The organism is Cupriavidus pauculus (assembly GCF_008693385.1).
In the GTDB taxonomy this organism is placed as follows: Bacteria; Pseudomonadota; Gammaproteobacteria; order Burkholderiales; family Burkholderiaceae; genus Cupriavidus; species Cupriavidus pauculus_D.
Window position 1 is genome coordinate 43,494 of record NZ_CP044067.1, and the last position, 24,650, is coordinate 68,143.

The window sequence follows — 24,650 nt, forward strand, 5'->3', positions numbered from 1 at the left end:
GAACCGACGTTTGAACCGATACAGGAGTCAGTCCATGCCCACGAACGAACCAGCCCTGTTTACTCCCACGACGATCGGCGCGATCGAGGTGGCGAATCGCATTGCCATGGCCCCGCTGACGCGCTCGCGCGCGGACATGAACGGGGTGCACTCGGACCTTGCGGTCGAGTATTACCGGCAGCGCGCTTCGGCGGGGCTCATCATCAGCGAAGCCACCAATATCTCGCGCCAGGGGCGCGGTTATGCGTTCACGCCGGGGATCTATACCGAGGCCCATGTCGCGGCGTGGCGCCGCGTCACCGATGCGGTGCACGAGGCTGGCGGCAAGATCGTCTGCCAGCTCTGGCACGTCGGCCGCATGTCGCACTCGTCGCTGCAGGAGAACGGCCAGCCGCCGGTGGCACCGTCCGCGATCCAGGCAGGGGAACTGGTATTCCTCGAAACCAGCACGCAGGATCGCCCGTCGATGCCGCGCGCACTGGAAACCGCCGAGATTCCGAAGCTCGTCGATGATTATCGGAACGCCGCGCGCCGCGCGAAGGAAGCCGGTTTCGACGGCGTGGAAGTGCATTCGGCCAACTGCTACCTGCTCGAGCAGTTCCTGCGCGACAGCACCAACAAGCGCACCGACCAGTACGGTGGCTCGATCGAGAATCGCACGCGGTTCCCGGTGGAAGCCATCTCCGCGGTGGCCGAGATCTGGGGCCCGGACCGCGTGGGCGTGCGCCTGTCGCCGATTACCCGCGCGGTAGGCGATACGCCGCTCGACAGCGATCCGCAGGCGCTCTATGGCTACTACGCGGAGCGGCTCGGCAAGCTCGGCATGGCCTACCTGCATTGCATCGAAGGGCAGACGCGCGGCGACAACGCCGCGAGCGCGTTCGACTTCAAGGCCCTGCATGCGTCGTTTGGCGGCAAGTACATCGCCAACAACAGCTACAACCGCGAAATGGCCATCGAGGCAGTGGAGTCCGGCCACGCGGACATGGTCGCGTTCGGCCGGCCGTTCATCGCCAATCCGGATCTCGTCGACCGTCTGCGCCGCGACGCGCCGCTCGCGTCGCCCGACCAGTCCAAGTTCTATGGCGGTGGCGCGGCCGGCTATACGGACTACGAGACGCTCGACGCCTGACGTCCGGCATCGGGCGCGGCGGGTGCGGAGGGGGTGCGGCAGGCGAAGTTTCGCCCCCCGGGGTTGGGGCAGGGCGATGCGTCAGTGTAGGGAAAGTGGCTATATCAAATAGTCTGGAATGGATATCCAGAGTAACGCCAATTCGCCCTATAGTTGTGCGTCATCTCCTTTGCCACACTTTTCTCCATGGGATTCGATCCAACCCATTCGCTGGGCAGCGACGCATTGTTCGCGCGCTCCTGGCCCAAGCTCGACGAAACGGAAGCCGCCGCCCTCGCAGCGCAGGCGTTCGGCGTATCGGGCCATGCGACGCTGCTCACGAGCGAGCGCGACCAGAACTTCCGGATCGACGTCCCCGGCCACGCCGGATACGTGCTCAAGATCACGCATCCGGCGGAAGACGTCGGCGTGACCGACTTCCACACCGAGGCGCAGTTGCACCTGATGCGCGCCGACGCGACGCTGCCGATCCCCCAACTGATCGCCACGCGCGACGGCGCCAGCGTGTTCTGGCGCGAGGGGGGCGGTGGCCGGCAGGCCGTGCGGCTGATTACGTTCGTTCCCGGCGTTCCGCTATACAAGGTGGCACGCAGCGCCGCCCAACGGCGCGCGCTCGGTGCCGCGCTCGCGCGCATCGACCTCGCACTGGGTAGCTTCTCCCACACGCATGCGAACCACCGGTTGCTATGGGACCTCCAGCATCTGGCGCAACTGCGGCCGCTGCTGGCGTGCATCGACGATCCCGCTCGGGGGGCGCTTGCACAGCGGTTCCTCGACCGCTTCGAACTGCGCGTGGCACCCGTGCTGACGACGCTGCGCCGGCAGGTCATCCATAACGATCTGAACCCTTACAACGTGCTCGTCGACGCCGGCGACCACGACCGCGTGGCCGCGATCTTCGATTTCGGCGATATGGTCGAGGCGCCGCTCGTCCACGAGATCGCGGTGGCGGCGGCCTATCAGCTGGCCGACGCAGCGGACCCGCTCGTTACCGCGGCGGAATGTATCGGTGCCTATCACGCGCGCCTGCCGCTGACGGAGCCCGAAATCGCCTTGCTGCCCGATCTGATCGCGGCGCGGCTGCTGACGACGGTGCTCATCACATCGTGGCGCGCGCGCGAGCATCCGGAGAACAGCACCTACATCCTGCGTAACAGCGGCCTGTCGTGGAACGGTCTTGAGCGGCTCGAAGCGATGGGCATGGATCAGGCCCTGCAATCGCTGCGCGCGGCGCTGGCTTCCACGAACGATCACACCCCGAACGATCACACCCATTCCGAAGTCGAGGATATTCATGAGTAAGGACAAGGCGATGCTCAACGCATTCGATCCGTCGCGGGCCAGCGAGCTCGCCGAAGCGGATCGCGCGCTCGTGGCGCGGCGCCAGCAGCTGTTGTCGCCGGCCTATCGGCTGTTCTACGACGAGCCGCTGCATATCGTGCGTGGCGAGGGTGTCTGGCTCTACGACAATACGGGCCGGGCCTACCTCGACGCCTATAACAACGTGGCGTCGGTCGGCCATTGCCGCCCCGAAGTCGTCGACGCCATCGCGCGGCAGGCCAGCGTGCTGAACACCCATACGCGCTATCTGCACGAAGGCGTGCTGAACTATGCCGAACGGCTGCTCGCCACGTTCCCGGCGCCCCTGTCGCAGGCCATGTTCACCTGCACGGGCAGCGAGGCCAATGACCTCGCGCTGCGGATCGCGCGCCGGCACACGGGCGGGGAGGGCGTGATCGTGACGCGCCTCGCGTATCACGGCGTGACGACGGCGATCGCCGAGATCTCGCCCTCGCTGGGCAAGGCCGTGCCGCTCTCTCCGGCCGTGCGCGCGGTGCCGCCCCCCGATGCGTATCGCGAGGATGCCGCCACCGTGGGCCAGCGCTTTGCGCAATCGGTCAGGGAAGCGTGTGACGGTCTGCTGCGCCATGGCATCCGGCCGGCGGCGCTGATCGTCGATACGCTGTTCACGAGCGACGGCGTATTCGCCGATCCCGCGGGGTTTCTGCGTGAAGCCGTCGAGGTCGTTCGCGCCGCGGGCGGCATCTTTATCGCCGACGAGGTACAGGCGGGCTTTGCGCGCACGGGCTCGTGCATGTGGGGCTTCCAGCGGCACGGCCTCGTGCCCGACATCGTGACGATGGGCAAGCCCATGGGCAATGGCCATCCGATCGCGGGCGTGGTCGCGCGCCCTGAAGTGGTCGAGGCGTTCGGCCGCGAGGCGCGCTATTTCAATACCTTCGGAGGCAATCCGGTGTCGTGCGCGGCCGCGCTCGCCGTGCTCGACGTGATCGAGAAAGATGGGCTGCAGGCCAATGCGGCGCGTATCGGCGCGCAGTTGCGCGAGGGGTTCCGCGCACTGGCGCGACGGCACGACCTGATCGGCGATGTCCGTGGCGACGGCCTGTTTCTCGGCGTCGAACTCGTCCGCGACCGCGCCACGCAAGCAGCGGCGACGGCCGAGACCGCGCAGGTCGTCAACACGATGCGGCGCAACGGCGTGTTGATCAGCACGACGGGCATTCTCGGCAATGTGCTGAAGATTCGCCCGTTGCTGCCCTTTACGCCGGAGAACGCGGACCTGCTGCTGCAGACCGCGGACGACGCGCTGCGCGGCGTGTAACCATCGGTCGCCGGCCCGGGTCAGCGCCGCGCGGCAGGTTTCCCCACGACGGTGCGCTCGACGGCGCGCCTGAGGCTCGTCACGCCGCGGGCGATCTCGCCCTGCGGCACGCCGCCGAAGCCCAGCACGACGGACCGGTCTTCGAGATCGGGCCGCTTGGCCGACCCCGCGCCGATAAAGCGCGGCACGCCAAGCACGAGTTTCTCTTCGTTGGCACGCTGGTGCAGCACGCCGGTGTCGAGCGGCAGGTTGAAGCGCATGAACAGATGCAGCCCCGCGCGCGCTTCGGAAAGCGTGATCGCATCGCCGAACGCGTGCGATAGCGAGGTGCGCAGCAGCTGCTGGCGTTCGCCGTATTCCACGCGCATACGGCGGATATGCTGCGCAAAATGACCCTCGTCGATATAGTCGGCCAGCGCGGCCTGGATATGCAGTTGTCCCGGCCGATAGATCCGCGCGCTGGCGCTTGCGAATTCGCGCGCCAGATGCGCGGGCACGACCAGGTACCCCAGCCGGATGCCCGCGAACATGGCCTTGCTGAACGTGCCCACGTAGATCACGCGCGCATCGCTATCGAGCCCCTGCAACGATGGCAGCGGCGAGCCGTCGTAGCGGAACTCGCTGTCGTAGTCGTCCTCCATGACCCACAGGTTGTGATCGCGCGCGCCCTGCAGCAGCTCGAGCCGCCGCGCGAGCGGCATCACCACGCCGGTCGGATACTGATGCGAGGGACTCGTGACCACGAGCCGTGCATGGCGGGGCACATGGCTTGCCGCCAGCGACAGTCCGTCCGCATCGACGACGCCGGCGCCGATATGCATGCCCGCGGCGGCCAGTACGGTCGGAAACGCCCAATGGCACGGGTTCTCGATCACGGCCATATCGCCGGGGTCCGCAAGCATGCGCGCGCAGAGATCGATCGACTGGTGCGTGCCCGCGGTGATGATCACCTGTTCCGGGTCGCAAACGACCGAACGCGAAATCTTCAGATAGCTCGCCACCGCCTGCCGCAGGGCGGGGAGGCCACCGCCGTCGGCGGCATAGCCGGCCAGCGCGAGATCGCCCTTGCCGATATGGCGCGAGACGAGGCGCCGCCACAGGTGAAACGGAAACAGCGAGGCGTCGGGCACGCCCGGCACGAACGCGCCGTGGAATTGCTGGAGGCCGCCCGGCAACGTGCCGATCATCGCGCCGCGCTGGGACAGCGCCATGGTGTGGCGCGCATGGCTCGCTTCGGACTTGCCCGCAAGCGGCAGTTCCGTCGTGGCCGCGACGAACGTGCCGCTGCCGGTGCTGGCGGTGAGGTAGTTCTCCGCGATCAGGCGGTCGTAGGCGAGCGAGACCGTGATGCGCGATACGCCGAGTTCCTGCGCGAGCGCGCGCGACGACGGCAGTTTCTGGCCCGCGACAAGCGAATGCTCGAGCACCGCGCGACGGATCACGTCGTAGATCTGGCGCTGCATGGGCACGGGATTCGCTTCGGACAATGCCTGCGAAAGCAGGTCGGTCAGCAGGACGGCACGCACAAGTGGCTCTATTAAATTAACACATATGGATATATAGGCTATAGCCACCGGTTGCTATAGTCAATCGGACCCCCGGAACCGGGGACGCTCAACGCATGGCGCGCCCGACAAGGACGCACGGAGGAATAGGGATGGACATCTCGGCATCAAGGCAGCCTTATCGAGCGGCCGCCGCGGCATTTTTCGGCACCATGATCGAGTGGTACGACTTTTTCATTTACGCGACGGCTTCGGCGCTGGTGTTCGGCGATGTCTTCTTCTCCAACGCGGACCACTTCGTCGGCACGCTCGCCGCGCTCGGCACGTTCGCCGTGGGGTTCGTCGCGCGGCCGGTCGGCGCGATCATCTTCGGGCACCTGGGCGACAAGGTGGGCCGCAAGCGCTCGCTGATCGTGACGCTGCTGCTGATGGGCATCGCGACGATGGTCATCGGCATGCTCCCGTCGTACCAGTCGATCGGTGTCATGGCACCGATCCTGCTGATCGTGCTGCGCCTGCTGCAGGGCGTGGCCGTCGGCGGGGAGTGGGGCGGGGCCGTGCTGATTGCCGCCGAGCACGCGCCGCCGAAGCTGCGCACGTTCCTGGCCGCGGCGCCGCAGTACGGCAGCCCGGTCGGCCTCGTCATCGCCACGTCGATGTTCGCGGCCGTGTCGTCGCTGCCCGATGCGGACTTCAAGAGCTGGGGCTGGCGCATTCCGTTCCTGTTCAGCGGCGTGCTCGTGGTGGCCGCGCTGCTGATTCGCCGCAGCGTCAACGAGAGCCCGGAACTCGAGGCGCATCGCGAGCGCATGGCCAAGGCACGCCACGTGCAGGAGGTCGCCCCGCTGCGCAATATCTTCGCGCGCTACAAGACGCGCCTGCTGCTGGGCATGGGCCTGTCGATGCTGGGGATCTCCGGCTTCTATTTCATCACCACGCTGATGATCACGTTCACCACGACGTATCTGCACGTCGCGCGTCCGGACATCCTCAGGGTGGGTACCTACACGGGGATCGTCGAGTTGCTGAGCTTCCCGATCGCGTCGTATATCGCCACGCGCATCGGTGAACGCCGCACGATCGCGATCGTCGCGGGAGCCGCCGTGCTGTGGGCCGCGCCGATGATGATGCTGGTGATGACCGGCAATATCGCGAACATCGCCATTGGCATCCTCGTGGCGACGGTGTTCATCGGCGCATACTATGCGGTGCTCGCGCCGTTCCTGCCCAAGGCGTTCCCGATCGACGTGCGCTATACCGGCATCTCGCTGAGCTTCCAGCTGTGCGGCGCGCTGTTCGGCGGTACCACGCCGCTGCTCGGATTGTGGATTGCCGAGCGATATGGCCTGCACTGGGCGCCGCTTGCCTTGCTGTTCGCGGTGATCGCCGGCGCGACGTTCCTCGGCGCGGTGCTGATTCCGCACGAGCCGCAGACCGAAACGGATGCCGACCCCCGGACGGCGGCGGACGCCGCGCCCGGCATGGCCGTGCGCAACGCCTGAACATCGCGTACAGATCAACGAATCGGAGTATCAGATTGTCAGCCTCCTTGACGGAATCCGACGTCCAGCCTTCCACGGCACAGCCGAGTGCCAAGCCCTTTGCCACCCCGCGCGCGCAGGCGCCCGTGCCCGATCCACTGCCCGATCCCCTGCGCGCGCGCATTATCGACGCCGTGGAGCGCGGCTTCGGCGCGCAGACCGAAATGCTGCGCCAGCTCGTGCGCATCCCGTCGCAGCGGGGCGCCGAATCGGCGGCGCAGGACTTTATGGCGGCGGCCTATCGGCAGCGCGGCTATGCGGTGGACCACTGGCGCATCGATATCGACGCCATCCGCCATCTGCCGGGCTTTTCGCCGGTGGCGGTGTCCTATGACAACGCCTACAACGTGGTCGGCACGCATCGCGGCCGCACGCAGGCGGGCCGCTCGCTGATCATCAATGGCCATATCGATGTCGTGCCGGTCGGCCCGCTCGACAAGTGGACCATGGACCCGTATGGCGGCGATATCCACGACGGCTGGCTATATGGCCGCGGTGCCGGCGATATGAAAGCCGGATTGCTGGCCGGTGTGGCGGCGCTCGATGCGCTGCGCGCGGCGGGGCTGCAGCCGGCGGGCACCGTGCATCTGCAATCGGTGGTCGAAGAAGAATGCACGGGCAATGGCGCGCTGGCCTGCCTCGCGCGCGGCTATCGTGCCGATGCGGCATTTATCCTTGAGCCGTTCGAGCCCAAGCTCATGCGTGCGCAGGTGGGGCCGATGTGGTTCCAGGTGCAGGTCGAAGGGGATCCCCAGCACGCGTCGGCATTTGCGGGCGCGGGCGCCAATGCGATCGAGAAGGCGATCTTCCTGATCGGCGAGCTCAAGCAGCTGGAAGTCGAGTGGAACGCGCGCAAGGCGCAGACGCGTTACTACTGCAATCATCCGCATCCGATCAACTTCAACCTCGGCAAGATTGCGGGCGGCGACTGGGGATCGAGCGTGCCCGCATGGTGCCACTTCGATATGCGCGTGGCCGTGTATCCGGGGCAGAGCCTGGCCGACGCGCGCGCGGAAATCGAGGCATTCATTGCCGCCGCAGCCGCCAAAGACGCGTTCCTGGCCAGGCATCCGCCGCGCATCGTGTACCACGGCTTTATGGCCGAGGGCTATGCGCTCGAGGATGCCGAGGATGCGGAAGCCGTGCTGCGGTCGAGCCACGAGCGCGTCTTCGGCCGCGCGCTCGAGGAACATTCGACCTCGGCCGCGACCGATGCGCGGTTCTTCGGGCTTTATGCGGATACGCCAGCCATCGTGTATGGCCCGCTGTGCAAGATGCCGCACGGCTTCGACGAAGCGGTCGACCTCGACTCGCTGCGTCGCGTCACGCAGACGCTTGCGCTGTTTATCGCGGGGTGGTGTGGCGTGGAGCCGATCGAGGCTTGACGGATCACTGGACTACAGCACGCCCTGTTCGCGCAGGGCGGCGATCTCCGCCTCGCCAAGGTTCAGGCATTCGCGTAGCACCTCGTCCGTGTGCTGTCCCAGTGCGGGCGGCGCATGGCGTAATTGCGTCGGCGTGTCCGAAAACCGCAGCGGACTCGCGGCCGTGCGGATCCGATCGACGGGATCGTGCGCCGGACGCTCGCCCTCGCGATACCGGTGCTGCTCGACCGCCAGCCCGCGATGGCGCACATGTTCATCCGCAAAGGCCTGCCCGATATCGTTGATCGGCCCGCACGGTACGGCATTGGCCTCGAGCACGTCGATCCACGTGGCGGTGGTACGCGCGCGCGTGATCTCGCTCATCATCGGAATCAGCGTCTCGCGATGCGTGACGCGTGCCGAGTTCGTACGGTAGCGTTCGTCGCGCGCCCAGTCGGTGCCGGCCACCTCGCAGAAGCGCGCGAATTGCCCGTCATTGCCGATGGCCAGCAGCATGCGCCCGTCCTGCGTGGGAAAGTCCTGATAGGGCACGACACTCGGATGCGCATTGCCCTGACGCCGGGGCACGGAGCCCGAGTTCAGGTAACCGGCCCCCTGATTCGCCAGCACGGCCATGGCGACATCGAGCAGCGCGATATCGAGAGACTGGCCGCGGCCCGTATGGTGACGCGCCTCGAGCGCACCAAGAATCGCGGTGGTCGCGTACATGCCCGTAAACACATCGATCACGGCCACACCGACGCGCATGGGCCCGGCACCGGGATCGCCATCGGCGTGGCCCGTGACGCTCATCAGCCCGCTCATCGCCTGCATCAGCAGGTCATAGCCAGGACGCGCGGCATACGGGCCGGTCTGGCCGAAACCCGTGATCGAGCAATAGATCAGTCTCGGGTTGAGCGCGCTCAGGGTCTCGTAGTCGAGTCCGTAGCGCGCCATGCCGCCGGTCTTGAAATTCTCGATGACCACATCGCTCTGGCTGGCGAGTTCACGGATCAGCCTCTGGCCCTCGGCCGTGGCCATATCGACCGTGACCGAGCGCTTGTTCCGGTTGCAGGCAGCGAAATAGCTGGCCTGCGAACTGGGGCCGTCATCGCCCGAGAGATATGGCGGGCCCCAGCGCCGCGTATCGTCGCCCTCGCCGGGCTTCTCGATCTTGATGACATCGGCGCCCATGTCGGCAAGATTCTGCGTGCACCAGGGACCCGCCAGCACGCGCGACAGGTCGAGCACACGCACGTGGCTCAGGGCGCCGGTCTGCCGGGACGGGGCCGGCATCAAACCGGATCCCAGCAGAACACATCGGCCGAACGATCCATCGGCACGAACGAGGCACGCAATGCCGGCATGCCATGGTCGGCAATAAACTCCGGCGTCCAGCCTTCGCCCCGATGCACCGAGCGCAGGGGCCGCGGCTGGCTCATGACGAAGATCTCGTTGTTGCGCACGGCAAAGACCTGCGCATTGACGTCGGCGGCGGCATCCGACAGCAGATAGACGGCCAGCGGCGCGATCTTGGCCGGCGTCATCTGCTGGATCTTGGCCACGCGCGCCTGCTGCTCCGGCGTGTCCGTGGGAATCGAGCCGATCATGCGGCTCCACGCAAACGGCGCGATGCAGTTCGAACGCACATTGAACTTCTGCATATCGAGCGCGATGCTCTTCGACAACGCGACGAGCCCGAGCTTGGCCGCGCTGTAGTTGGCCTGCCCGAGGTTGCCGATGAGCCCCGAGGTCGACGTCATATGCACGAACGCGCCGGACTCCTGCTCCTTGAAGTGGGGCGCGGCCGCGCGGCTCATGTAGTAGCTGCCATACAGATGCACCTGAATGACGGCGTCCCACTCGTCGTTGCCCATCTTGTGGAAGAAGCGGTCGCGCAGAATGCCCGCGTTGTTGACCACGCCATCGATGCGGCCAAAGCTGTCGAGCGCGCATTCGATGATGCGCGCCGCGCTGTTGGCGGTCGCCACACTGTCCGTACTGACCGCGGCGCGGCCGCCGGCCTCGCGGATTTCACGCGCAACGGCTTCGGCCGGGCCCATGTCGTGACCTTCGCCGCTGGTCGAGGTGCCGAGGTCGTTGACGACGACATTCGCGCCCGCCGCGGCCATCGCCAGTGCCATATCGCGGCCGATCCCGCCACCGGCACCGGTTACCACCACCACCTTGCCTTCCATCATCTGCGCCATGCTTGTCTCCTTGTCTCGTTGTCGGGTGCCTGGGGCTCGGCGTTTCAGGCCGGGGCGAACACCGGCACGGGCGGGCCGCCCTCGGTCTCGGCGAAGCGCACGCGGACGCGCTGGCCGATCCTTACGCTGTCGAGGTCCGTATCGACGATATGGGTCATCATCGTCACGCCTTCATCGAGGCGGACATAGGCGATGCAGTACGGTTGCGGGCCGGCACGGCGCGTGATGCTGTACGAGTAGATGTCACCGAGGCCGGAGGCCGTCTTCCATTCGGTATCGCCGAGGCAGAACGGGCAGAGCGCGCGCGGGTACCAGTGCGGCTTGCCGCAGGCCTTGCAGTGGCGCACGAGCAGCTGGCCTTCGCGTGCTGCCTGCCAGAACGCCTTGTTGTCGGGCAGTTCGTCGGGGGCCGCGTGGGCCATGGGAACGTAGGGCGTCGTCATGTGGGATCGGTGACCTTGGTTATTCACGTTCGAGAATCAGCGTGGCGGAGCCATGGCGCGACCCCATGTAGCCGCCCGTGCCCTGCACGAGGGCCAGATCGCAGTTCGGTACCTGCACGGCGGCGTGGGCCTCGCCACGCAACTGGCGCACGGCCTCGATGACCTTGGTAATGCCGCCGCGATTGGCCGGATGGTTGTTGCACAGGCCGCCGCCGTCCGTATTGAACGGCAGCTTGCCGACGCCGGAGATCAGGTTGCCGTCCATCACGAACCTGCCGCCTTCGCCCTTGGCGCAGAAGCCGAGGTCCTCGAGCTGCATCAGGACCGTGATCGTAAAGCTGTCGTAGATCGAGGCGTACTTGATATCGGCGGGCCTGACGCCGGCTTCCTCGAACGCCGCCGCGCCGGACACACGGGCGGCGGACCACGACAGGTCCACCTCGCCGCCGAGCTGGCCCTTGACATGCTCGCCCGCGCCGATCACGCGAATCCTCGGGCGATGGAGCCTGCGGGCAATCTCGGGGCGCGCGACAATGAGCGCGCCGCCCCCGTCGGACACCACACAGCAGTCCAGGCGGTGCAGCGGATCGGAGATCATCGGCGAGTTCAGCACGTCCTCGACCGTCACCACCTCGCGCAGCATCGCGTTGGGGTTGTGCTGCGCATGCTGCGATGCGGCGACCTTGATCCATGCGAGCTGCTCGGATGTGGTGCCGTATTCGTACATATGGCGTTGCGCGACCATGGCATACAGGTTCACGGTCACGGGGTTGTAGGGCGCCTCGAACGGCTGGTCGGGTAGATTGGCCCCCCAGTTGCGCGCCTGCGTGCCGCTCGAGCCCTCCGAACGCGGACGCCCGGCCAGCGTGATCAGCGCCACGTTGCACTTGCCCGCGGCAATGGCCTGCGCGGCGTGCGAGACATGGGCGATATACGACGAGCCGCCCATTTCGGTGGAATCGACATGGCGCGCGCGGATGCCGAGGTAGTCGACCATATTGACCATGCCGAGGCCCGGCGCGTCGCCGGCGCAGAAATAGCCATCGACGTCGGCGAGGGTCAGGCCCGCGTCCTCGAGCGCGCCTCGCGCGCATTCGGCGTGAAGCTGGGGCACGGTCTTGTCCGGGGCCTTGCGTGTGGGGTGCTCGTAGGCACCCACAATATAAGCACTCGCTTTAGAAGCACTTGCTTTGGAAACACCTTCGTGACGGGTCATCGATGCTGGCCTGATGTTCGAGGGAATGTGGCCATTCTAGAAGCGTGGCGCCCTCGCTGGTTCAGGTTTCCGGAATCCGCCCTTCATGAACGTGAAATCGGCGCCCGGACAGGGCGGCCCGGCGATTTCAAGTCTTCGAAGCCCGGCCTTGCCATTTACGAATGGCGTGACGCGGCCTTTGCGTCCATGCTGCGCGGAACACTCATTTCCGCCCGGCTATCTGCCCCGAAACGCCCTGTGACCACGCGAATCCATCATCTGCTCGACCACTGGCTCGCGCATGCGCCCGACCAGCCGTTTATCCACCTGCCGGACGGCCGCAGCCTGAGCTTCGCCGACCTCGACGCGCTCGCGCGCGTGGCGGAGACGGAACTGCGCGCGAACCGCGTGCGCCCCGGCGACCGCGTGATGGTCGTCGCCGAGAACTGCCCCGAGCACGCCGCGCTGATCCTTGCATGTAGCCGCGTCGGCGCATGGTCGTGCGGCGTCAACGCCCGCATGGCGCCCGGCGAGGTCGATGCCTTCGTGACCCGTGCCGACGCCCGGATCGTGTATTTCACGGCCGATGCCTCGACCGCCGCGGCCGCGCATGCCCGGCGGTTCGATGCCGTGCCGTCGGCGTTGCCGGGCCTTTCGCGGGGTGCCGTCCGCGAGGACGCGGTGCCCGAGGACGCACCGCTGCGTGACCAGGTCGCGTCGCTGATCTTCACGTCGGGCACGACCGGCCTGCCCAAGGGCGTGATGCTCACGCACGACGCGCTGATCCACTTTGCGCGGGTCACACAGGCCGCGCGCGCGCTCGATGCCCGCGACCGGATCTACGCCTTCGTGCCGATGACGCATATCTTCGGACTTGGCACGGTGCTGCTGAGCTCGCTGCTGGCGGGCGCGCAACTGGTCATGCGCCCGCAGTTCGATCCCGACGACCTGCTGCACGCGCTCGCGCACCATGGCATTTCGCAGCTGCAGGGGCCGCCGACGCTGTTCTCGCGCCTGCTCACGCATTTGCAGGCGCGCGGCATCGCGCAGCCGGAGGCGCCGGCGCTGCGCTATCTCTATACCGGGGCCGGGCCGCTCGATCTCTCGCTCAAGCAGCGCGTGGAGGCGACGTTCGGCCTCGCGCTCCATCATGGCTACGGCTTGTCCGAATACGCGGGCTCGGTGCATGTGACGCGGCTGGGCGAGCACCGGTCCGATACCAGCGCGGGCTATGCGGTGTCCGAGGCCGAAGTCTGCGTGGTCGATCCGCGGACGGGCCGGCCGATGCCCGTTGGGGAGCGCGGCGAACTCTGGCTGCGGGGCAGGGGACTGATGCCTGGTTACTTCCGCGACGCCGCGGCGACGCTTGCCGTGATGCGCGAGGGGGGCTGGTATGCGAGCGGCGACCTCGGCGAGATGCATGCGGACGGGGCGCTGTTCGTGGTCGGCCGGCTCAAGGAGATGATCATCCGGTCCGGATTCAACGTTTATCCGGCCGAAATCGAGAACGCGATCAACACGCATCCGAGCATCCAGCGCTCGGCCGTGGTGGGGCGGCCCGAACGCGATGGCAACGAAGAGATCGTCGCGTTCGTGGAACTGCGGCCCGGCGCGCTGCTGGAGGTGTCGGCGCTGCAGCATCACCTGCGCGACCGGCTCGCGCCCTACAAACGGCCGGCGCGGATCGTGGCGCTGGCGGAACTGCCTACCAATCCCAACGGCAAGATTCTCAAACGCGTACTGCAGGAGCAGGCCGGGGCGATGTAGACGAGACGTTCAACCCTGAAATCCAAAAAACATAAGACACAAGGAGACGCTGCAATGGAAACCCTCGATACGTTCACGATGCGAAGGCGGCTATTGGCCGCCGGCCTGCTCGGCATGGCCGCCAATCCGTTTACCGCGCTGTCCGCGCTGGCCGCCGACCCGTGGCCAGCCAAGCCCGTCAAGATGATCGTGCCGTTTCCGGCGGGCGGCCCGGTGGACAGCACCGCGCGTATCGTCGGCCAGCGGCTCGGCGAGATCTGGAAGACATCGGTCGTGATCGACAATCGCGCGGGCGCGGGCGGCACCATCGGCGCGGCCATCGCGGCGAAGGAAGCGCCGGATGGCTATGGCCTCTTCGTCGGCTCGATCCATCATGCGGTCAACGTGACGCTGATGGGCAATCTGCCGTATGACATCGAGCGCGACTTTGCGCCAATCAGCTTCGCGGCACTGTTCCCGGTATTCGTCTGCGCGCACCCGTCGGTGCCCGCGAACAATATCCGCGAGCTGATCGCCTATGCGAAGAAGAGCGACAAGCCGCTGGCCTATGGTTCCTCGGGCAACGGCGGCGGCACGCATCTGGCCGGCGAACTGTTCAATATGGAGGCCGGGACCAAACTGCAGCATATTCCGTACAAGGGCAGCGGCCCGGCGATGAACGATCTGCTCGGCGGCCAGGTGCAGCTGATGTTCAGCGATGCGCCGACCGCGCTGCAGCATATCAAGTCCGGCCGTATCAAGGTGCTCGGCGTGGCGAGCCGTCAGCGCTCGGGCATGCTGCCGGACGTGCCGACGGTGGCAGAATCGGGGCTGCCCGGATACGAGGCTTACTCGTGGGCCGCGCTGTTTGCACCGGCCAGCACACCGAAACCGATCCTCGACAAGATCAATGCGGACTTCAATGTCGCGGTCAACGATCCGGCCGTGCGCCAGCGCCTGCTGCAGGCTGGTGCCGAAGCCGACCCGGGCACGCAGGAGCAGATGCGCCAGCGTCTGCATGCCGAGATCGAGAAATGGCGCAAGGTGATCAAGACCGCGGGCATTACCGCCGGCTAGGGGGCCACAGGCGCGGGCCATTGGAACAGCGGTGGCGCTTTCTCCTTGAAGCGCCGCACGGCCTCGCGGTGATAGTCGGTGGTGAAGGCAATGCCCTGACCCAGTGACTCCAGTTCCAGCATCGCGCGCAGATCGCTGTCGAACGATTGCAGCATGGCGCGCTTGGCCAGGCCGAAGGCCGTCGGCGAGGCCCCGCCGAGCGCGCGTGCCAGGGCATCGGCGCGCGTGTGCAAGGCTTCCTGTGGCGAGATCTCGAGGACAACGCCCAGCCGCAGCGCCTCCTCGGCGCCGACCTCACGCGCGCTGAACACGAGTTCGCGCGCGCGGGCCATGCCGACGACGCGCGGCAGCGTGTATAGCGCACCGCAGTCCGGCACCAGTCCCACTTTCATAAATGGCATGCAGAACCGGGCGCGGGGAGAGGCGACGATAAAGTCGGCCAGCAGCGCGAGGCTGAAACCGGCGCCATAGGCCACGCCATCGACGGCCGCGACCACGGGGCGGTCGAGGTCTGCAAGCTGCGCGATCCAGCCATGCATATCGTCGAGCCGGTCGCGGCCGGCACCGGCGGCCGTGACATTCATGGAGCGGATATCGCCGCCGGCGCAGAAATCCGTGCCCGCGCCGCGCAGCACGACGGCACGGACGCCGCGATCGGCGCGGATACGGTACACCGTTTCGCGTAATGCATCGCGCATGGCAACATCGAGTGCGTTCTTCTGCTGCGGACGGTTCAGCGTGAGGGTTGCCACGCCGTCGTCGATGGCCACCTGCAACGGTTCATGTTGATTGTGGTCTTGCTTGTGGTCGTGCGTCTGGTCTTGGTTTGCCTGTGCCATGGGATGCTTCCGCCAGTGATCGGACGTACAGCTTGAACGAAGCCATCGGCCGGTGCAATTTGCATCTTTCGAGGCAGGCGTTTCATATAGGCGAAGATCGCACGCGATGCGGATTTCGGGTAATTGCGGGCATCGATCGAGGGGGCTTTCGGGAGATAATCGACGATTATTCGGGAGACGACCGTCATGCGCTTCGATCTGGTGGATCTGAATCTGTTCACGCATATCGCGGAGGCCAGCAGCGTGACCCGCGGTGCAGAACGCTGCCATCTATCGCTGCCCGCCGCGAGCACCCGGATCAAGAACCTCGAGGAGCAGATCGGCGTCAAGCTGCTGAGCCGCAGCAGCCAGGGCGTCAAGGTCACGCCTGCCGGGGAAACGCTGCTGGCGCATGCGCGCCGCGTGTTGCGGCAGATCGAGCAGCTGAGCGGCGACCTCCAGGAATTCGCGTCGGGCATCAAAGGCCATATCCGCGTGTTCGCGAACACCACCGCGATGAGCGAGTTCCTGCCCGGCGTCCTGCGTACCTACCTCGTCAATCACCCGAACGTGACCGTCGATATCCGCGAGCGGCTGAGCCCCGACGTCGTGCGGGCCGTACAGGAAGGCATGGTCGATATCGGCATTGCGGCCGGTGTCATGCCGAACGAGGGGCTCGAGGTCATGCCATATCGCGTGGACCGGCTCGTGCTGGCCACAGCGCTGAGCCATCCGCTGGCACGCGAGAAACGCGTGCGGTTTGCCGATACGCTCGAATACGACTTCGTGGGCCTGCCCGAGGAAAGTGCGATTCACAATTTTCTGAAGCGCGCGGCCTCCGATTTGCAACGCACGCTGCATTGGCGCATTCAGGTCAGCAACTTCGAGACCGCGGGGCGCATGATCGAGGCCAATGTGGGGATCGGCGTGCTGCCGGAGAGCACCGCGCGGCGCCATGCGCAGACGATGGCCCTCAGCATCGTGCAGTTGCAGGACGAGTGGGCAGAGCGCAACCTGCAGATCTGCGTGGCCGATCTCGATGCGCTCCCGGTGTTCGCGCGCAAGCTCGTGGACCTGCTGGTCGAAGACGGGATGCGCGGTCCCGCCTAGATCATCTCGCGCACGAGCGTACGCAGCTGGTGCTTGTGCAGCTTGCCGCTGGGCGTCGTGGGAATGGCCGCTACGCGCACGATGCGCGCGGGCCGCTTGTAGGGCGATAGCCGCTCGGCCAGATACGCGAGCAACGCCGGTTCATCGAAGGTCTCGCCCTCGCGTAACTCCACGAACGCAATCACTTCCTCGTTGCCATCCACGGTGGCATTGCCCACCACGGCCGACAGCCGCACCGAAGGATGCGAATTGACCACCGACTCCACCTCGATCGGGTAGACATTGAATCCGGACCGGATAATAAGATCGCGCGTGCGTCCAACGATAAACACCGCGCCATCGGGGGCGATGCGGCCGATATCGCCGGTATTGAGCCAGCCATCGGGCCGCAGTGCCTCGGCCGTCTGCGTGGGCTCGCGGTAATAGCCGCGCATCACGCCCGGCCCCTTGACCCATAGTTCGCCGGGCGTTCCCGCCGGCAGCGGTTCCCCGTGCGGGCCGACCACGCGCAGTTCCGCGCCCTCGACGACTTCTCCCGCCGCGCAGTCGTCGCGCGGACGATCCATACGCGTGATCACAAGCGAGCCTGCATATTCGGTCATGCCGTAGCCATGGTGCAGCGGCTGGCCGAACATGGCCTCCACATTGCGCTTGAGCGTCGGCTCGAGCGGGCCGCCGCCGGTATAGAGGTAACGGAGGCGTGGCGAAGCGAGCCGTTCGATGCCGTGCTTGCGCAGATGCGCGAGGATGCGGCTGAACATCGCGGGTACGCCCTGCAGGATCGAGATGGCGTCGCGTTGCAGCGCGGCGCACGCGTCGGCCACATTGAAGCGCGGCACGAGATAGAGACTGCCGCCGCCCTGGAACGTCGCCAGCAGCAGTGTCGCCAGCCCGAAGATATGGGACATCGGCATGACCGCGTACGCGCAGTCGCCAGGGTGCATGCGGCGGTTTTCCACCGTGACACCCGCATAGTGGAGCAGCCCGCGATGCGTGACCATCACGCCCTTGGGCTGTCCGGTCGTGCCGGACGTATAGATCAACGCGGCCACTTCGTTGGCCAGCGCTTCGGGCTCGGCCACGCTGCGGAGATCGGGGTCGGCGGCCATCACGGGGCCGAGGCCCGCCGGCGCGATCTCGCGCGCGCGGTAGCGCAGGCCGTGGCGTAACGCATCGGGGGAGGCGGCATGCGTGAACAGCATCAGCCGCGGCGTGCAATGCGCGCGAATCTCCTCGACCTCGCGTGCCGTCAGACGCGGGTTGGTCACGACGGGCCAGGCCCCGAGCTCGGACAGCGCGAAGATCGTGGTCACCACGGCGAGGCAGTTTTCCGCGACGATCATCACGCGATCGCCGCGGCCAACGCCCTGCGCCTGTAAATACTGGCACGCATGGCCGATGTCGTCCCACAGCTGGGCGAACGTGACCGTGCGCTCGCCTTCGAAGGCGGCCACATCGTCCGGCGCGCGCGCGGCGCGATGGCGGGGGATGTCGCTGATCCGATGCATCCGTGGCATCTCGTCGATGTCCTTGTGGAGAGAATGCGTAGCAGTGTATGAGCGGCGCCCGCGCAGGGCAATTCGTCTTCCGGAAAGAGGTACTTCTCGGGCGCCGAACCGAGTCGGCTATTCCACTTCGATATGCGCGGTCTTCACCACGCCCCCCCACAGCGCCAGTTCCTTGCGGATGCGCTCCTGCAGCGCGGCCGGTCCCGAGACATTGAGGTCGTACCCCACGCCCGACATGCGCTCCCGGAACGTGGGCTCCTGACCGACTGCCTGCTGTGCCTTGACCAGCCGGTCGGTGACGTCGGCGGGCATGCCCAGCGGGCCGATCAGCGCATACCAGCCCGTGAGGTCGTATTGCTTGAGGCCGGACTCGACCATCGTCGGCACGGTCGGCAGCGCGGCATTGCGCTCCTTCGAGGTCACGGCGAGCGCGCGGACCTTGCCGCCGTTGACGTGGCCGACCGCCGTGCCCGTGATGTCGAACATAAAGGTGACCTTGCCGCTCATCACGTCCGCCATGGCCGGAGCGTTGCCCTTGTAAGGCACGTGCAGCATCTTCACGCCCGTCATCTGGGCCAGCAACTCGGCCGACAGATGATTGGACGCGCCGACCCCGGCCGAGCCATAGCTGACCTCGCCCGGATGCTTGCGCGCGTAGGCCACGAGCTCGTCCACGTTCTTCGCGGGAAAGTCCTTGTTGATCAGCAGGACGTTCGTGTAATCGGTAATGAGACCGACATAGGTGAAGTCCTGTGCGGGCTTGAATGTGACGGATTTCTGCACGAGCGGCGTCATCGTCATCGTCGGGCTCGCAACGAAATAGAGCGTATATCCGTCCGCCTTCGCATTTGCGGTCATCCCGGCCGCGATGGCGCCGCTGGCGCCGGGCCGGTTATCGACGATCACGGGCTGCTTGAGCACGCGTCCCAGATAGTCGGCGTAGATCCGCGCCGCGGTGTCCACGGGCCCGCCTGGCGCATAGCCGACGAGCAGCCGCACGGGGCGGGACGGATAGGTATCGGCCAGCGCCGCGCCATGCAGCAGCGCCACCATCGCGGCGCCGAGCATGCATCGCAGCACGGGTCTCAGTATCGATCGCAACATGTCTCCTCCTGTTTTTCGGCATCTGCCGTTCTTGTTGAGGCAGAGGAGACTGTGCGACACGCCTGCCATGCAGGCAATTTTCATTTGTGGAAGGTCACCTTCGAGGATGCGATAAACGAAGGCGGATCAGGCGGCCTCCGGCAGCAGGCCGCCGCAATCGGCCGGATACCCGGCCGCCGCATATTGCCGGGCCTTGGCCGCGAAATACGCACGCACCCACGCATACCGCTCGCCGTCCTTCGGCAGGCCCACGGCCTCCGAAATGCTCGCCAGGCTGATGGTCCGCCCGCGCGCGCCCCAGTTGCCTTCGGTCACCTCGTCGATGACGACGAGGACGCTGGACCCGGCATCGGGGTGATCTTCACCGCCCAGCACGCCGAGGATCGCGCCGTTGACCGCGGCATGCACCTCGGTCTTGTGCGCCGCATTCATATAGCCCTCGGGAATCGTCACGTGGACGAGGAACGTGCCAGGGGGCGCGACAAGGCTGTCGTCGGTACGGCCATCGATCCACCAGTCCTGCTCGTGGACCTCGTGGAACAGGACCCACGCAAAGGCACGGCCGCCGCGCGTGCGGGCATTGCCTTCCATCACGAGCAGGACTTCGTTGAGGGCCTTCGCGAGGGCGGCTTTCTGGGCGGGGCGCAGCGCGCCCTCCACATGGGTGACGTGCATGATCGGCATGACGGGATCCTTCAATAGGTGGTTTCGACGACAAGAATGTCGGTATGGCCGGGGCCGGTGCGGAACGCAAACGCTTCGCCGCCGAACAGGGCCATGCTGTCGCGGCGCGTGAGCGCGACGTCCGCGCATTCGGCGGACCCCTCGATGACGAAGAGGTACACGCCATGACGGGGGGAGGACGGCTGGTAGCGCTGCAGCATGGGACCGTCGGCGCTCAGCCGCGAAACGCGGGCGTCCTGCGGAATCGGCAGTGCGCCCGGTGTATCGCCAACGAGCGTGACAAGGCGGTTGCGCGAGGTCTCCGCGGCATACCGCGCGCGGTGGTAGGACGGCGGCAGCAGCAACTGGCCCGGCAGGAACCAGATGTAGACGATCCGCATGTCCTCGCTCCTGATGTTCAGCTCCGCATGCTTGCCGCCCGCTCCGGCCGAGAATACGTAGTAGTCGCCCGCATGGAGCTGATCGACGTTGCCGACCGTGTTGATGTGCGTGAGCTCGCCTTCGAGCACGAACGCGCAGATCACGAAGTCGTGGTGCGGATGCATGTTGTAGCCGCAACCCATGCCGCTGAAGGTTTCCTCGCCGAACATGCGCATCGGTCCGAACCCGCGGCGACCCGACTGGTAGTCGGCGAAGTTGAAACTCGAATGCCGGCTGATGACGGCGTTCGGATGCCCGGCCACGTACGACGAGGTCTCGCCCGTCGACAGGTATTGGTGGAACCCGCGCTCGCTGTCGCGCAGCACGAAGTTCTCGGGCGGTCGGGTGGGAACGGGTGCTGCTTTCTCCGCGGTGGCCGGCACCGGTTCATGCGCGTACGGCAGCTCGACCATTTCAAACCGCGCCTTCGGCGTGCCGCAGTCGGGGCAGACCCAGTCGTCGGGCACATCCTCCCAGCGGGTGCCGGCCTGCAGTCCGTGCTCGGGCAACCCCTCCGCCTCGTCGTACATAAAGCCGCAGCCCAGGCAGACGAGCCGCTTCCAACGTTGGATATCCATGTCTTTCTGACTCCACATTCGTAGGGTGCGCACCGAAATCAGTAGCGCGTGACACGTTATAGGATGTGGCTGCACCCTAGGCAAGGGCGACCGTATGCACCGCGGAAGGGCGCGCATTTGTCGGCATTTATCTCGCGTAAACCCTGATGCAGCCTAGCGTACTACCCGCTACCATGCGCTCAATACGGAAATATGATGTGTGACGCGCTACTAAGATGACCAAACAAGTTGCCGGGTACTGCACGCTGTGCCGGTCCCGCTGTGGATCGCTGAACGAGATCGATGAGGAGCAGGGTCGTCTGGTCCGGGTATTGCCGTTGCCCGGACATCCGACCGGGGGCGCGTTATGCGCCAAGGGACGGGCCGCGCCCGAACTCGTGGCGAGCCCTTTGCGGCTGACGCGGCCGCTGCGCCGGACCACGCCACGCGGCGCCGCGGATCCGCAATGGCGGGCGATTTCGTGGGACGAGGCCCTCGACGAGATGGCGGAACGTCTGCTCGCGGCGCGCGCACGGCATGGCGCCGAGTCCGTGGCCTTTGCGGTGACGACGCCGAGCGGCACGCCGATGGTCGATAGCTTCGAGTGGGTCGAACGGTTTATCCGATGCTATGGCAGCCCGAACCTGCTGTATGCGGTGGAGGTCTGCGGCTGGCACAAGGACTACGCGCATGCGCTGACCTTCGGCCGCGGCATCGGCGCACCGGACCTGGACCATGCCGACGTGGTCGTGCTCTGGGGCCACAACCCGGCCCGCACGTGGCTGGCGCAGGCATCGCGCGTCGCGGCCGCGCGGCAGCGGGGCGCGAAGATCGTCGTCATCGACCCGAAGCAGGACGGCTCCGGCCAGCAGGCCGATCTGTGGCTCCCCGTGCGGCCCGGTGCCGACGCGGCGCTGGCGCTCGGCGCGATCCGGCATCTGATTGCCACGCAAAGCTTCGACGAAGCGTTCGTGCGGACATGGACCAACGCGCCGCTGCTCGTCGATCTCGATACGGATCGACTGCTGCGCGCGGACGAGTTGTGGGACGAGCAGGGCGAGGGCGGGCACTTTGTCGTGCGCGCGCATGACGGTACCCCGCGTCCGTTCGACCCCGCCTCGCGCAACGATCCCGATGGCGTCGTACTGCGGGCGGAAGGCGAATGCCTCGACCGGCACGGCCACACGCGCCGCTATGCCACGGTGCTCCATGCGCTTGCCCGGCACGTGGAGGCCTATACGCCCGAACATGTGGCACGCCTGACATGGATGACGCGCGAGCAGGTCGAACAGTTCAACGCGCTGTTCATGCACGCGCCGCGCCTTGCCTATCACGCGTGGACCGGCGTGGGGCAGCACACCAACGCCACGCAGACCGAACGCGCGATCGCCACGCTCTACGCGCTGACCGGTGCATGCGATCGCGAAGGCGGCAACCTGTGGACCAGTCCGCCGCCGTATCGCACCGTCAACGACTATGCGGAACTGCTGCCGCCCGAACAGCGCGCCAGGGCGCTGGGCCTCGACGAGCTGCCACTGGGCCCGCCGCGGCTTGGCTGGATTACCGCGCGCGATCTCGCGCGTGCGGTGCTGGACGGCGATCCCTATCGGGTGCGCACGCTCGTGAGCTTCGGTACCAACCTCGTGGTCACGCAGGCCGATGCCGCGCGCAACCGGCGCATGCTGGACGCGCTCGACTATCACGTGCACGTCGATATGTTCATGAACCCGACGGCGGAGCAGGCGGACCTCGTGCTGCCGGCCAACCTGCCGTGGGAGCGCGAGGCGCTCAAGTGCGGGTTCGAGATCACGCAGGCGGCCGTCGAGCACGTGCAGCTGCGCCCGCGCATGGTGCCGCCGCCGGGCGAGGCGCGGGCCGATTACGAGATCGTGATGGCGCTGGCCATGCGTATGGGCATGCGGGATGCGATGTTCGGCGGCAGCATCGAGGCCGGCTGGAACCATCAGCTGGCGCCGCTGGGCATCACCGTGGACGATCTGCGGCGGCACCCGGAAGGTCTGCGTTTTCCGCAACCTGCGTCGCGCGAGAAATATGCCGCCACGCGCGCCGATGGCGGTGTGACGGGCTTTGCCACGCGCACGCGCCGCGTGGAGCTCTATGCGGAAGCATTGCAGGAGATCGGCCAGCCACCGTTGCCGACGTTCGTCGAGCCTGCCCAGCATCCGGCCGCTCGCACCGCCTACCCGACCGTGCTGACCACCGCGAAGAGCGGCTGGTACGTGCATTCGTCGCACCGGCATGTGGCCACGCTGCGCCGCAAGGCACCGGCCCCGCAGGTGCAGATCGGCAAGGGGTTCGCGGCGACGATCGGCGTGCACAACGGAGACTGGGTGCGCGTGGTCACGCGGCTGGGCGCGGTGCGGCTCAAGGCGCGCGTGGATGCGGCCCTGCACGATCACGTGGCCGTGGCCGAGTTCGGCTGGTGGCAGGGATGCGAGCCGCTCGGGCATACGGATACGGCCGCGCATGGGAGCGCAACGTCGAACATCAACGCGATTCTCGGCGACGACGAGCGCGATCCTGTCAGCGGCTCGGTACCGTTGCGCGCGACGATGTGCCGCATCGAGGCCGATGTGGCCGGCAACCGCGGGGCATGGCCCGGCGCGCGCGCGTTCCGGCTCGTGGCCAAGGCGCGCATCGCCGAGGATGTCGAGCGCTTCGACTTCGCGCCCGAGGACGGAGGGCCGTTGCCGGACTTCCTGCCGGGACAGCATGTGGTCGTATCGATGGCGGACATCGATACGCGCCGCGCGTACTCGCTGATCGGCCCCAACGTGGCACCGCGCGCGTTGTCCATTGCCGTGCGGCTGGCCCGCTCGGACGACCATCCGCCCGGACGCATGTCGTCGCGGCTCCATGCGCTGGAGACGGGGGCAATCGTGCAGCTTTCCACGCCGTCGGGCGTGTTCACGATTCCCACGCAGACCCGGCGGCCGATCGTGCTGGTGGCGGGCGGTATCGGCATCACGCCGTTCGTCGGCCATCTGGAAGCGCTCGCGCAACGCCGCGCGCAGGGACACGCCACCCCGCCGGTCGTGGTTGTCCACCTGGCGCGCCCCGGCGTGGCGCATCCGTTTGCCGATGTCCTGCATGCGCTCGCCGATCGCCTTGGCAACGTGCAACTGACATGCGTGCATGGCTCGGTCGCGCCCGATTTTTCGATGCTCGACGCGGCACTGGTCGCGCGCCGGCCGCTGGCCTATCTGTGCGGCGCGCCGGGCTTCCTGACCAGCGTGCGTGCGGCACTGCAGGGCAGGGGCCTGCCCGATTTCGACATCTTCGAGGAAACGTTCTCCGCCGACGTGCAGATACCGCGCACGCTCGCGCCGCAGCCGGTGCGCATTCTCGACGCCGATGCCACGTTCGAATGGACGCCCGCGCGCGGCACCGTGCTCGATGCCGCCGGGCAGGCTGGCATCCGGCTGCCCAGCGGCTGCCGCGTGGGCCAGTGCGAGAGCTGCGTCATGACCGTCGTCGAAGGCAAGGTCGCCCATATGTCGCCATGGGATGGGCCGCCCGATCGCTGCCTGACCTGCATGGCCGTACCGCTTACCCCCGTCACACTGCGCCGTTAGCCACGGCGCCCGAGATC

General features: G+C 66.8%; 19 protein-coding genes. 9 read left to right on the forward strand and 10 right to left on the reverse strand.

The features are described from left to right. The first annotated feature begins 34 nt into the window (after nucleotides 1-34). The 3 genes from FOB72_RS18455 to FOB72_RS18465 all read left to right on the forward strand — a co-directional run bounded on the left by FOB72_RS18455 (nucleotide 35) and on the right by FOB72_RS18465 (nucleotide 3,755). On the forward strand, nucleotides 35-1,132 hold the full coding sequence (locus FOB72_RS18455) for an alkene reductase (protein ID WP_150374203.1): 1,098 nt from the start codon (nucleotides 35-37) through the stop codon (nucleotides 1,130-1,132). Nucleotides 1,133-1,318: 186 nt separating this feature from the next. Continuing rightward, on the forward strand, nucleotides 1,319-2,434 hold the full coding sequence (locus tag FOB72_RS18460) for a phosphotransferase (RefSeq protein WP_150374204.1): 1,116 nt from the start codon (nucleotides 1,319-1,321) through the stop codon (nucleotides 2,432-2,434). Then, on the forward strand, nucleotides 2,427-3,755 hold the full coding sequence (locus FOB72_RS18465) for an aspartate aminotransferase family protein (RefSeq protein WP_150374205.1): 1,329 nt from the start codon (nucleotides 2,427-2,429) through the stop codon (nucleotides 3,753-3,755). The genes FOB72_RS18460 and FOB72_RS18465 overlap by 8 nt, the downstream gene beginning before the upstream one ends. A gap of 20 nt (nucleotides 3,756-3,775) precedes the next feature. Here FOB72_RS18465 and FOB72_RS18470 read toward each other — a convergent pair whose 3' ends face one another. After that, the gene (locus FOB72_RS18470; protein WP_150374206.1) at nucleotides 3,776-5,281 is read right to left on the reverse strand and encodes a PLP-dependent aminotransferase family protein; all 1,506 of its coding nucleotides are present in this window, start codon (nucleotides 5,279-5,281) and stop codon (nucleotides 3,776-3,778) included. A 131-nt stretch (nucleotides 5,282-5,412) separates the two neighbouring features. Here FOB72_RS18470 and FOB72_RS18475 point away from each other — a divergent pair, with 131 nt between their 5' ends. Together FOB72_RS18475 and FOB72_RS18480 are read left to right on the forward strand one after the other, a co-directional pair. Then, nucleotides 5,413-6,762 carry an MFS transporter gene (locus FOB72_RS18475; protein WP_150374207.1) on the forward strand — a complete coding sequence of 450 codons (1,350 nt, stop codon included), beginning with the start codon at nucleotides 5,413-5,415 and terminating at the stop codon, nucleotides 6,760-6,762. 125 nt (nucleotides 6,763-6,887) lie between these two features. Next, the gene (locus FOB72_RS18480; RefSeq protein ID WP_150377251.1) at nucleotides 6,888-8,186 is read left to right on the forward strand and encodes an ArgE/DapE family deacylase; all 1,299 of its coding nucleotides are present in this window, start codon (nucleotides 6,888-6,890) and stop codon (nucleotides 8,184-8,186) included. A gap of 12 nt (nucleotides 8,187-8,198) precedes the next feature. On the opposite strand, the gene FOB72_RS18485 is transcribed toward FOB72_RS18480, so the two are convergent. The 4 genes from FOB72_RS18485 to FOB72_RS18500 are packed head-to-tail and all read right to left on the reverse strand — an operon-like array spanning nucleotide 8,199 to nucleotide 12,034. After that, nucleotides 8,199-9,461: a CaiB/BaiF CoA transferase family protein gene (locus FOB72_RS18485; protein ID WP_150374208.1), complete on the reverse strand. Its 1,263-nt coding sequence runs from the start codon at nucleotides 9,459-9,461 to the stop codon at nucleotides 8,199-8,201. After that, nucleotides 9,461-10,375: an SDR family NAD(P)-dependent oxidoreductase gene (locus tag FOB72_RS18490; protein ID WP_150374209.1), complete on the reverse strand. Its 915-nt coding sequence runs from the start codon at nucleotides 10,373-10,375 to the stop codon at nucleotides 9,461-9,463. The genes FOB72_RS18485 and FOB72_RS18490 overlap by 1 nt, the downstream gene beginning before the upstream one ends. 44 nt (nucleotides 10,376-10,419) lie before the next feature. Next, nucleotides 10,420-10,818: a Zn-ribbon domain-containing OB-fold protein gene (locus tag FOB72_RS18495; RefSeq protein ID WP_150374210.1), complete on the reverse strand. Its 399-nt coding sequence runs from the start codon at nucleotides 10,816-10,818 to the stop codon at nucleotides 10,420-10,422. 19 nt (nucleotides 10,819-10,837) lie between these two features. Further along, on the reverse strand, nucleotides 10,838-12,034 hold the full coding sequence (locus tag FOB72_RS18500) for a thiolase domain-containing protein (protein ID WP_150374211.1): 1,197 nt from the start codon (nucleotides 12,032-12,034) through the stop codon (nucleotides 10,838-10,840). 237 nt (nucleotides 12,035-12,271) lie between these two features. Between FOB72_RS18500 and FOB72_RS18505 the strand changes: the two genes are divergently transcribed. Both FOB72_RS18505 and FOB72_RS18510 read left to right on the forward strand, forming a co-directional pair. Continuing rightward, entirely contained in the window at nucleotides 12,272-13,780 is a 1,509-nt protein-coding gene (locus FOB72_RS18505) for a class I adenylate-forming enzyme family protein (RefSeq protein ID WP_150374212.1), read from the forward strand. A 54-nt stretch (nucleotides 13,781-13,834) separates the two neighbouring features. Further along, the gene (locus FOB72_RS18510) at nucleotides 13,835-14,836 is read left to right on the forward strand and encodes a tripartite tricarboxylate transporter substrate binding protein (RefSeq protein ID WP_150374213.1); all 1,002 of its coding nucleotides are present in this window, start codon (nucleotides 13,835-13,837) and stop codon (nucleotides 14,834-14,836) included. Here FOB72_RS18510 and FOB72_RS18515 read toward each other — a convergent pair. Next, a complete protein-coding gene (locus FOB72_RS18515; protein WP_150374214.1) occupies nucleotides 14,833-15,675 on the reverse strand; it encodes an enoyl-CoA hydratase/isomerase family protein in 843 nt (280 codons plus the stop codon). The two genes, FOB72_RS18510 and FOB72_RS18515, sit on opposite strands and share 4 nt — an antisense overlap. A gap of 186 nt (nucleotides 15,676-15,861) precedes the next feature. On the opposite strand from FOB72_RS18515, the gene FOB72_RS18520 reads away from it, so the two are divergent. Continuing rightward, nucleotides 15,862-16,764, forward strand: coding sequence for a LysR substrate-binding domain-containing protein (locus FOB72_RS18520; RefSeq protein WP_150374215.1), 903 nt, complete (start codon nucleotides 15,862-15,864; stop codon nucleotides 16,762-16,764). Here FOB72_RS18520 and FOB72_RS18525 read toward each other — a convergent pair. The 4 genes from FOB72_RS18525 to FOB72_RS18540 all read right to left on the reverse strand — a co-directional run bounded on the left by FOB72_RS18525 (nucleotide 16,761) and on the right by FOB72_RS18540 (nucleotide 21,058). Then, entirely contained in the window at nucleotides 16,761-18,272 is a 1,512-nt protein-coding gene (locus FOB72_RS18525; protein ID WP_223851679.1) for a class I adenylate-forming enzyme family protein, read from the reverse strand. The genes FOB72_RS18520 and FOB72_RS18525 overlap by 4 nt on opposite strands. 117 nt (nucleotides 18,273-18,389) lie before the next feature. Continuing rightward, nucleotides 18,390-19,376, reverse strand: a complete 987-nt coding sequence (locus FOB72_RS18530) for a Bug family tripartite tricarboxylate transporter substrate binding protein (protein ID WP_411859863.1) — start codon at nucleotides 19,374-19,376, stop codon at nucleotides 18,390-18,392. A gap of 126 nt (nucleotides 19,377-19,502) precedes the next feature. Further along, nucleotides 19,503-20,060, reverse strand: coding sequence for a tautomerase family protein (locus FOB72_RS18535; RefSeq protein ID WP_150374217.1), 558 nt, complete (start codon nucleotides 20,058-20,060; stop codon nucleotides 19,503-19,505). An 11-nt stretch (nucleotides 20,061-20,071) separates the two neighbouring features. Next, nucleotides 20,072-21,058 (reverse strand): rubredoxin, encoded by a 987-nt coding sequence (locus FOB72_RS18540; protein ID WP_317889552.1) that lies wholly within the window; start codon nucleotides 21,056-21,058, stop codon nucleotides 20,072-20,074. Nucleotides 21,059-21,273: 215 nt separating this feature from the next. On the opposite strand from FOB72_RS18540, the gene FOB72_RS18545 reads away from it, so the two are divergent. Further along, nucleotides 21,274-24,633 (forward strand): molybdopterin-dependent oxidoreductase, encoded by a 3,360-nt coding sequence (locus tag FOB72_RS18545; RefSeq protein ID WP_150374218.1) that lies wholly within the window; start codon nucleotides 21,274-21,276, stop codon nucleotides 24,631-24,633. Nucleotides 24,634-24,650 lie beyond the last annotated feature (17 nt).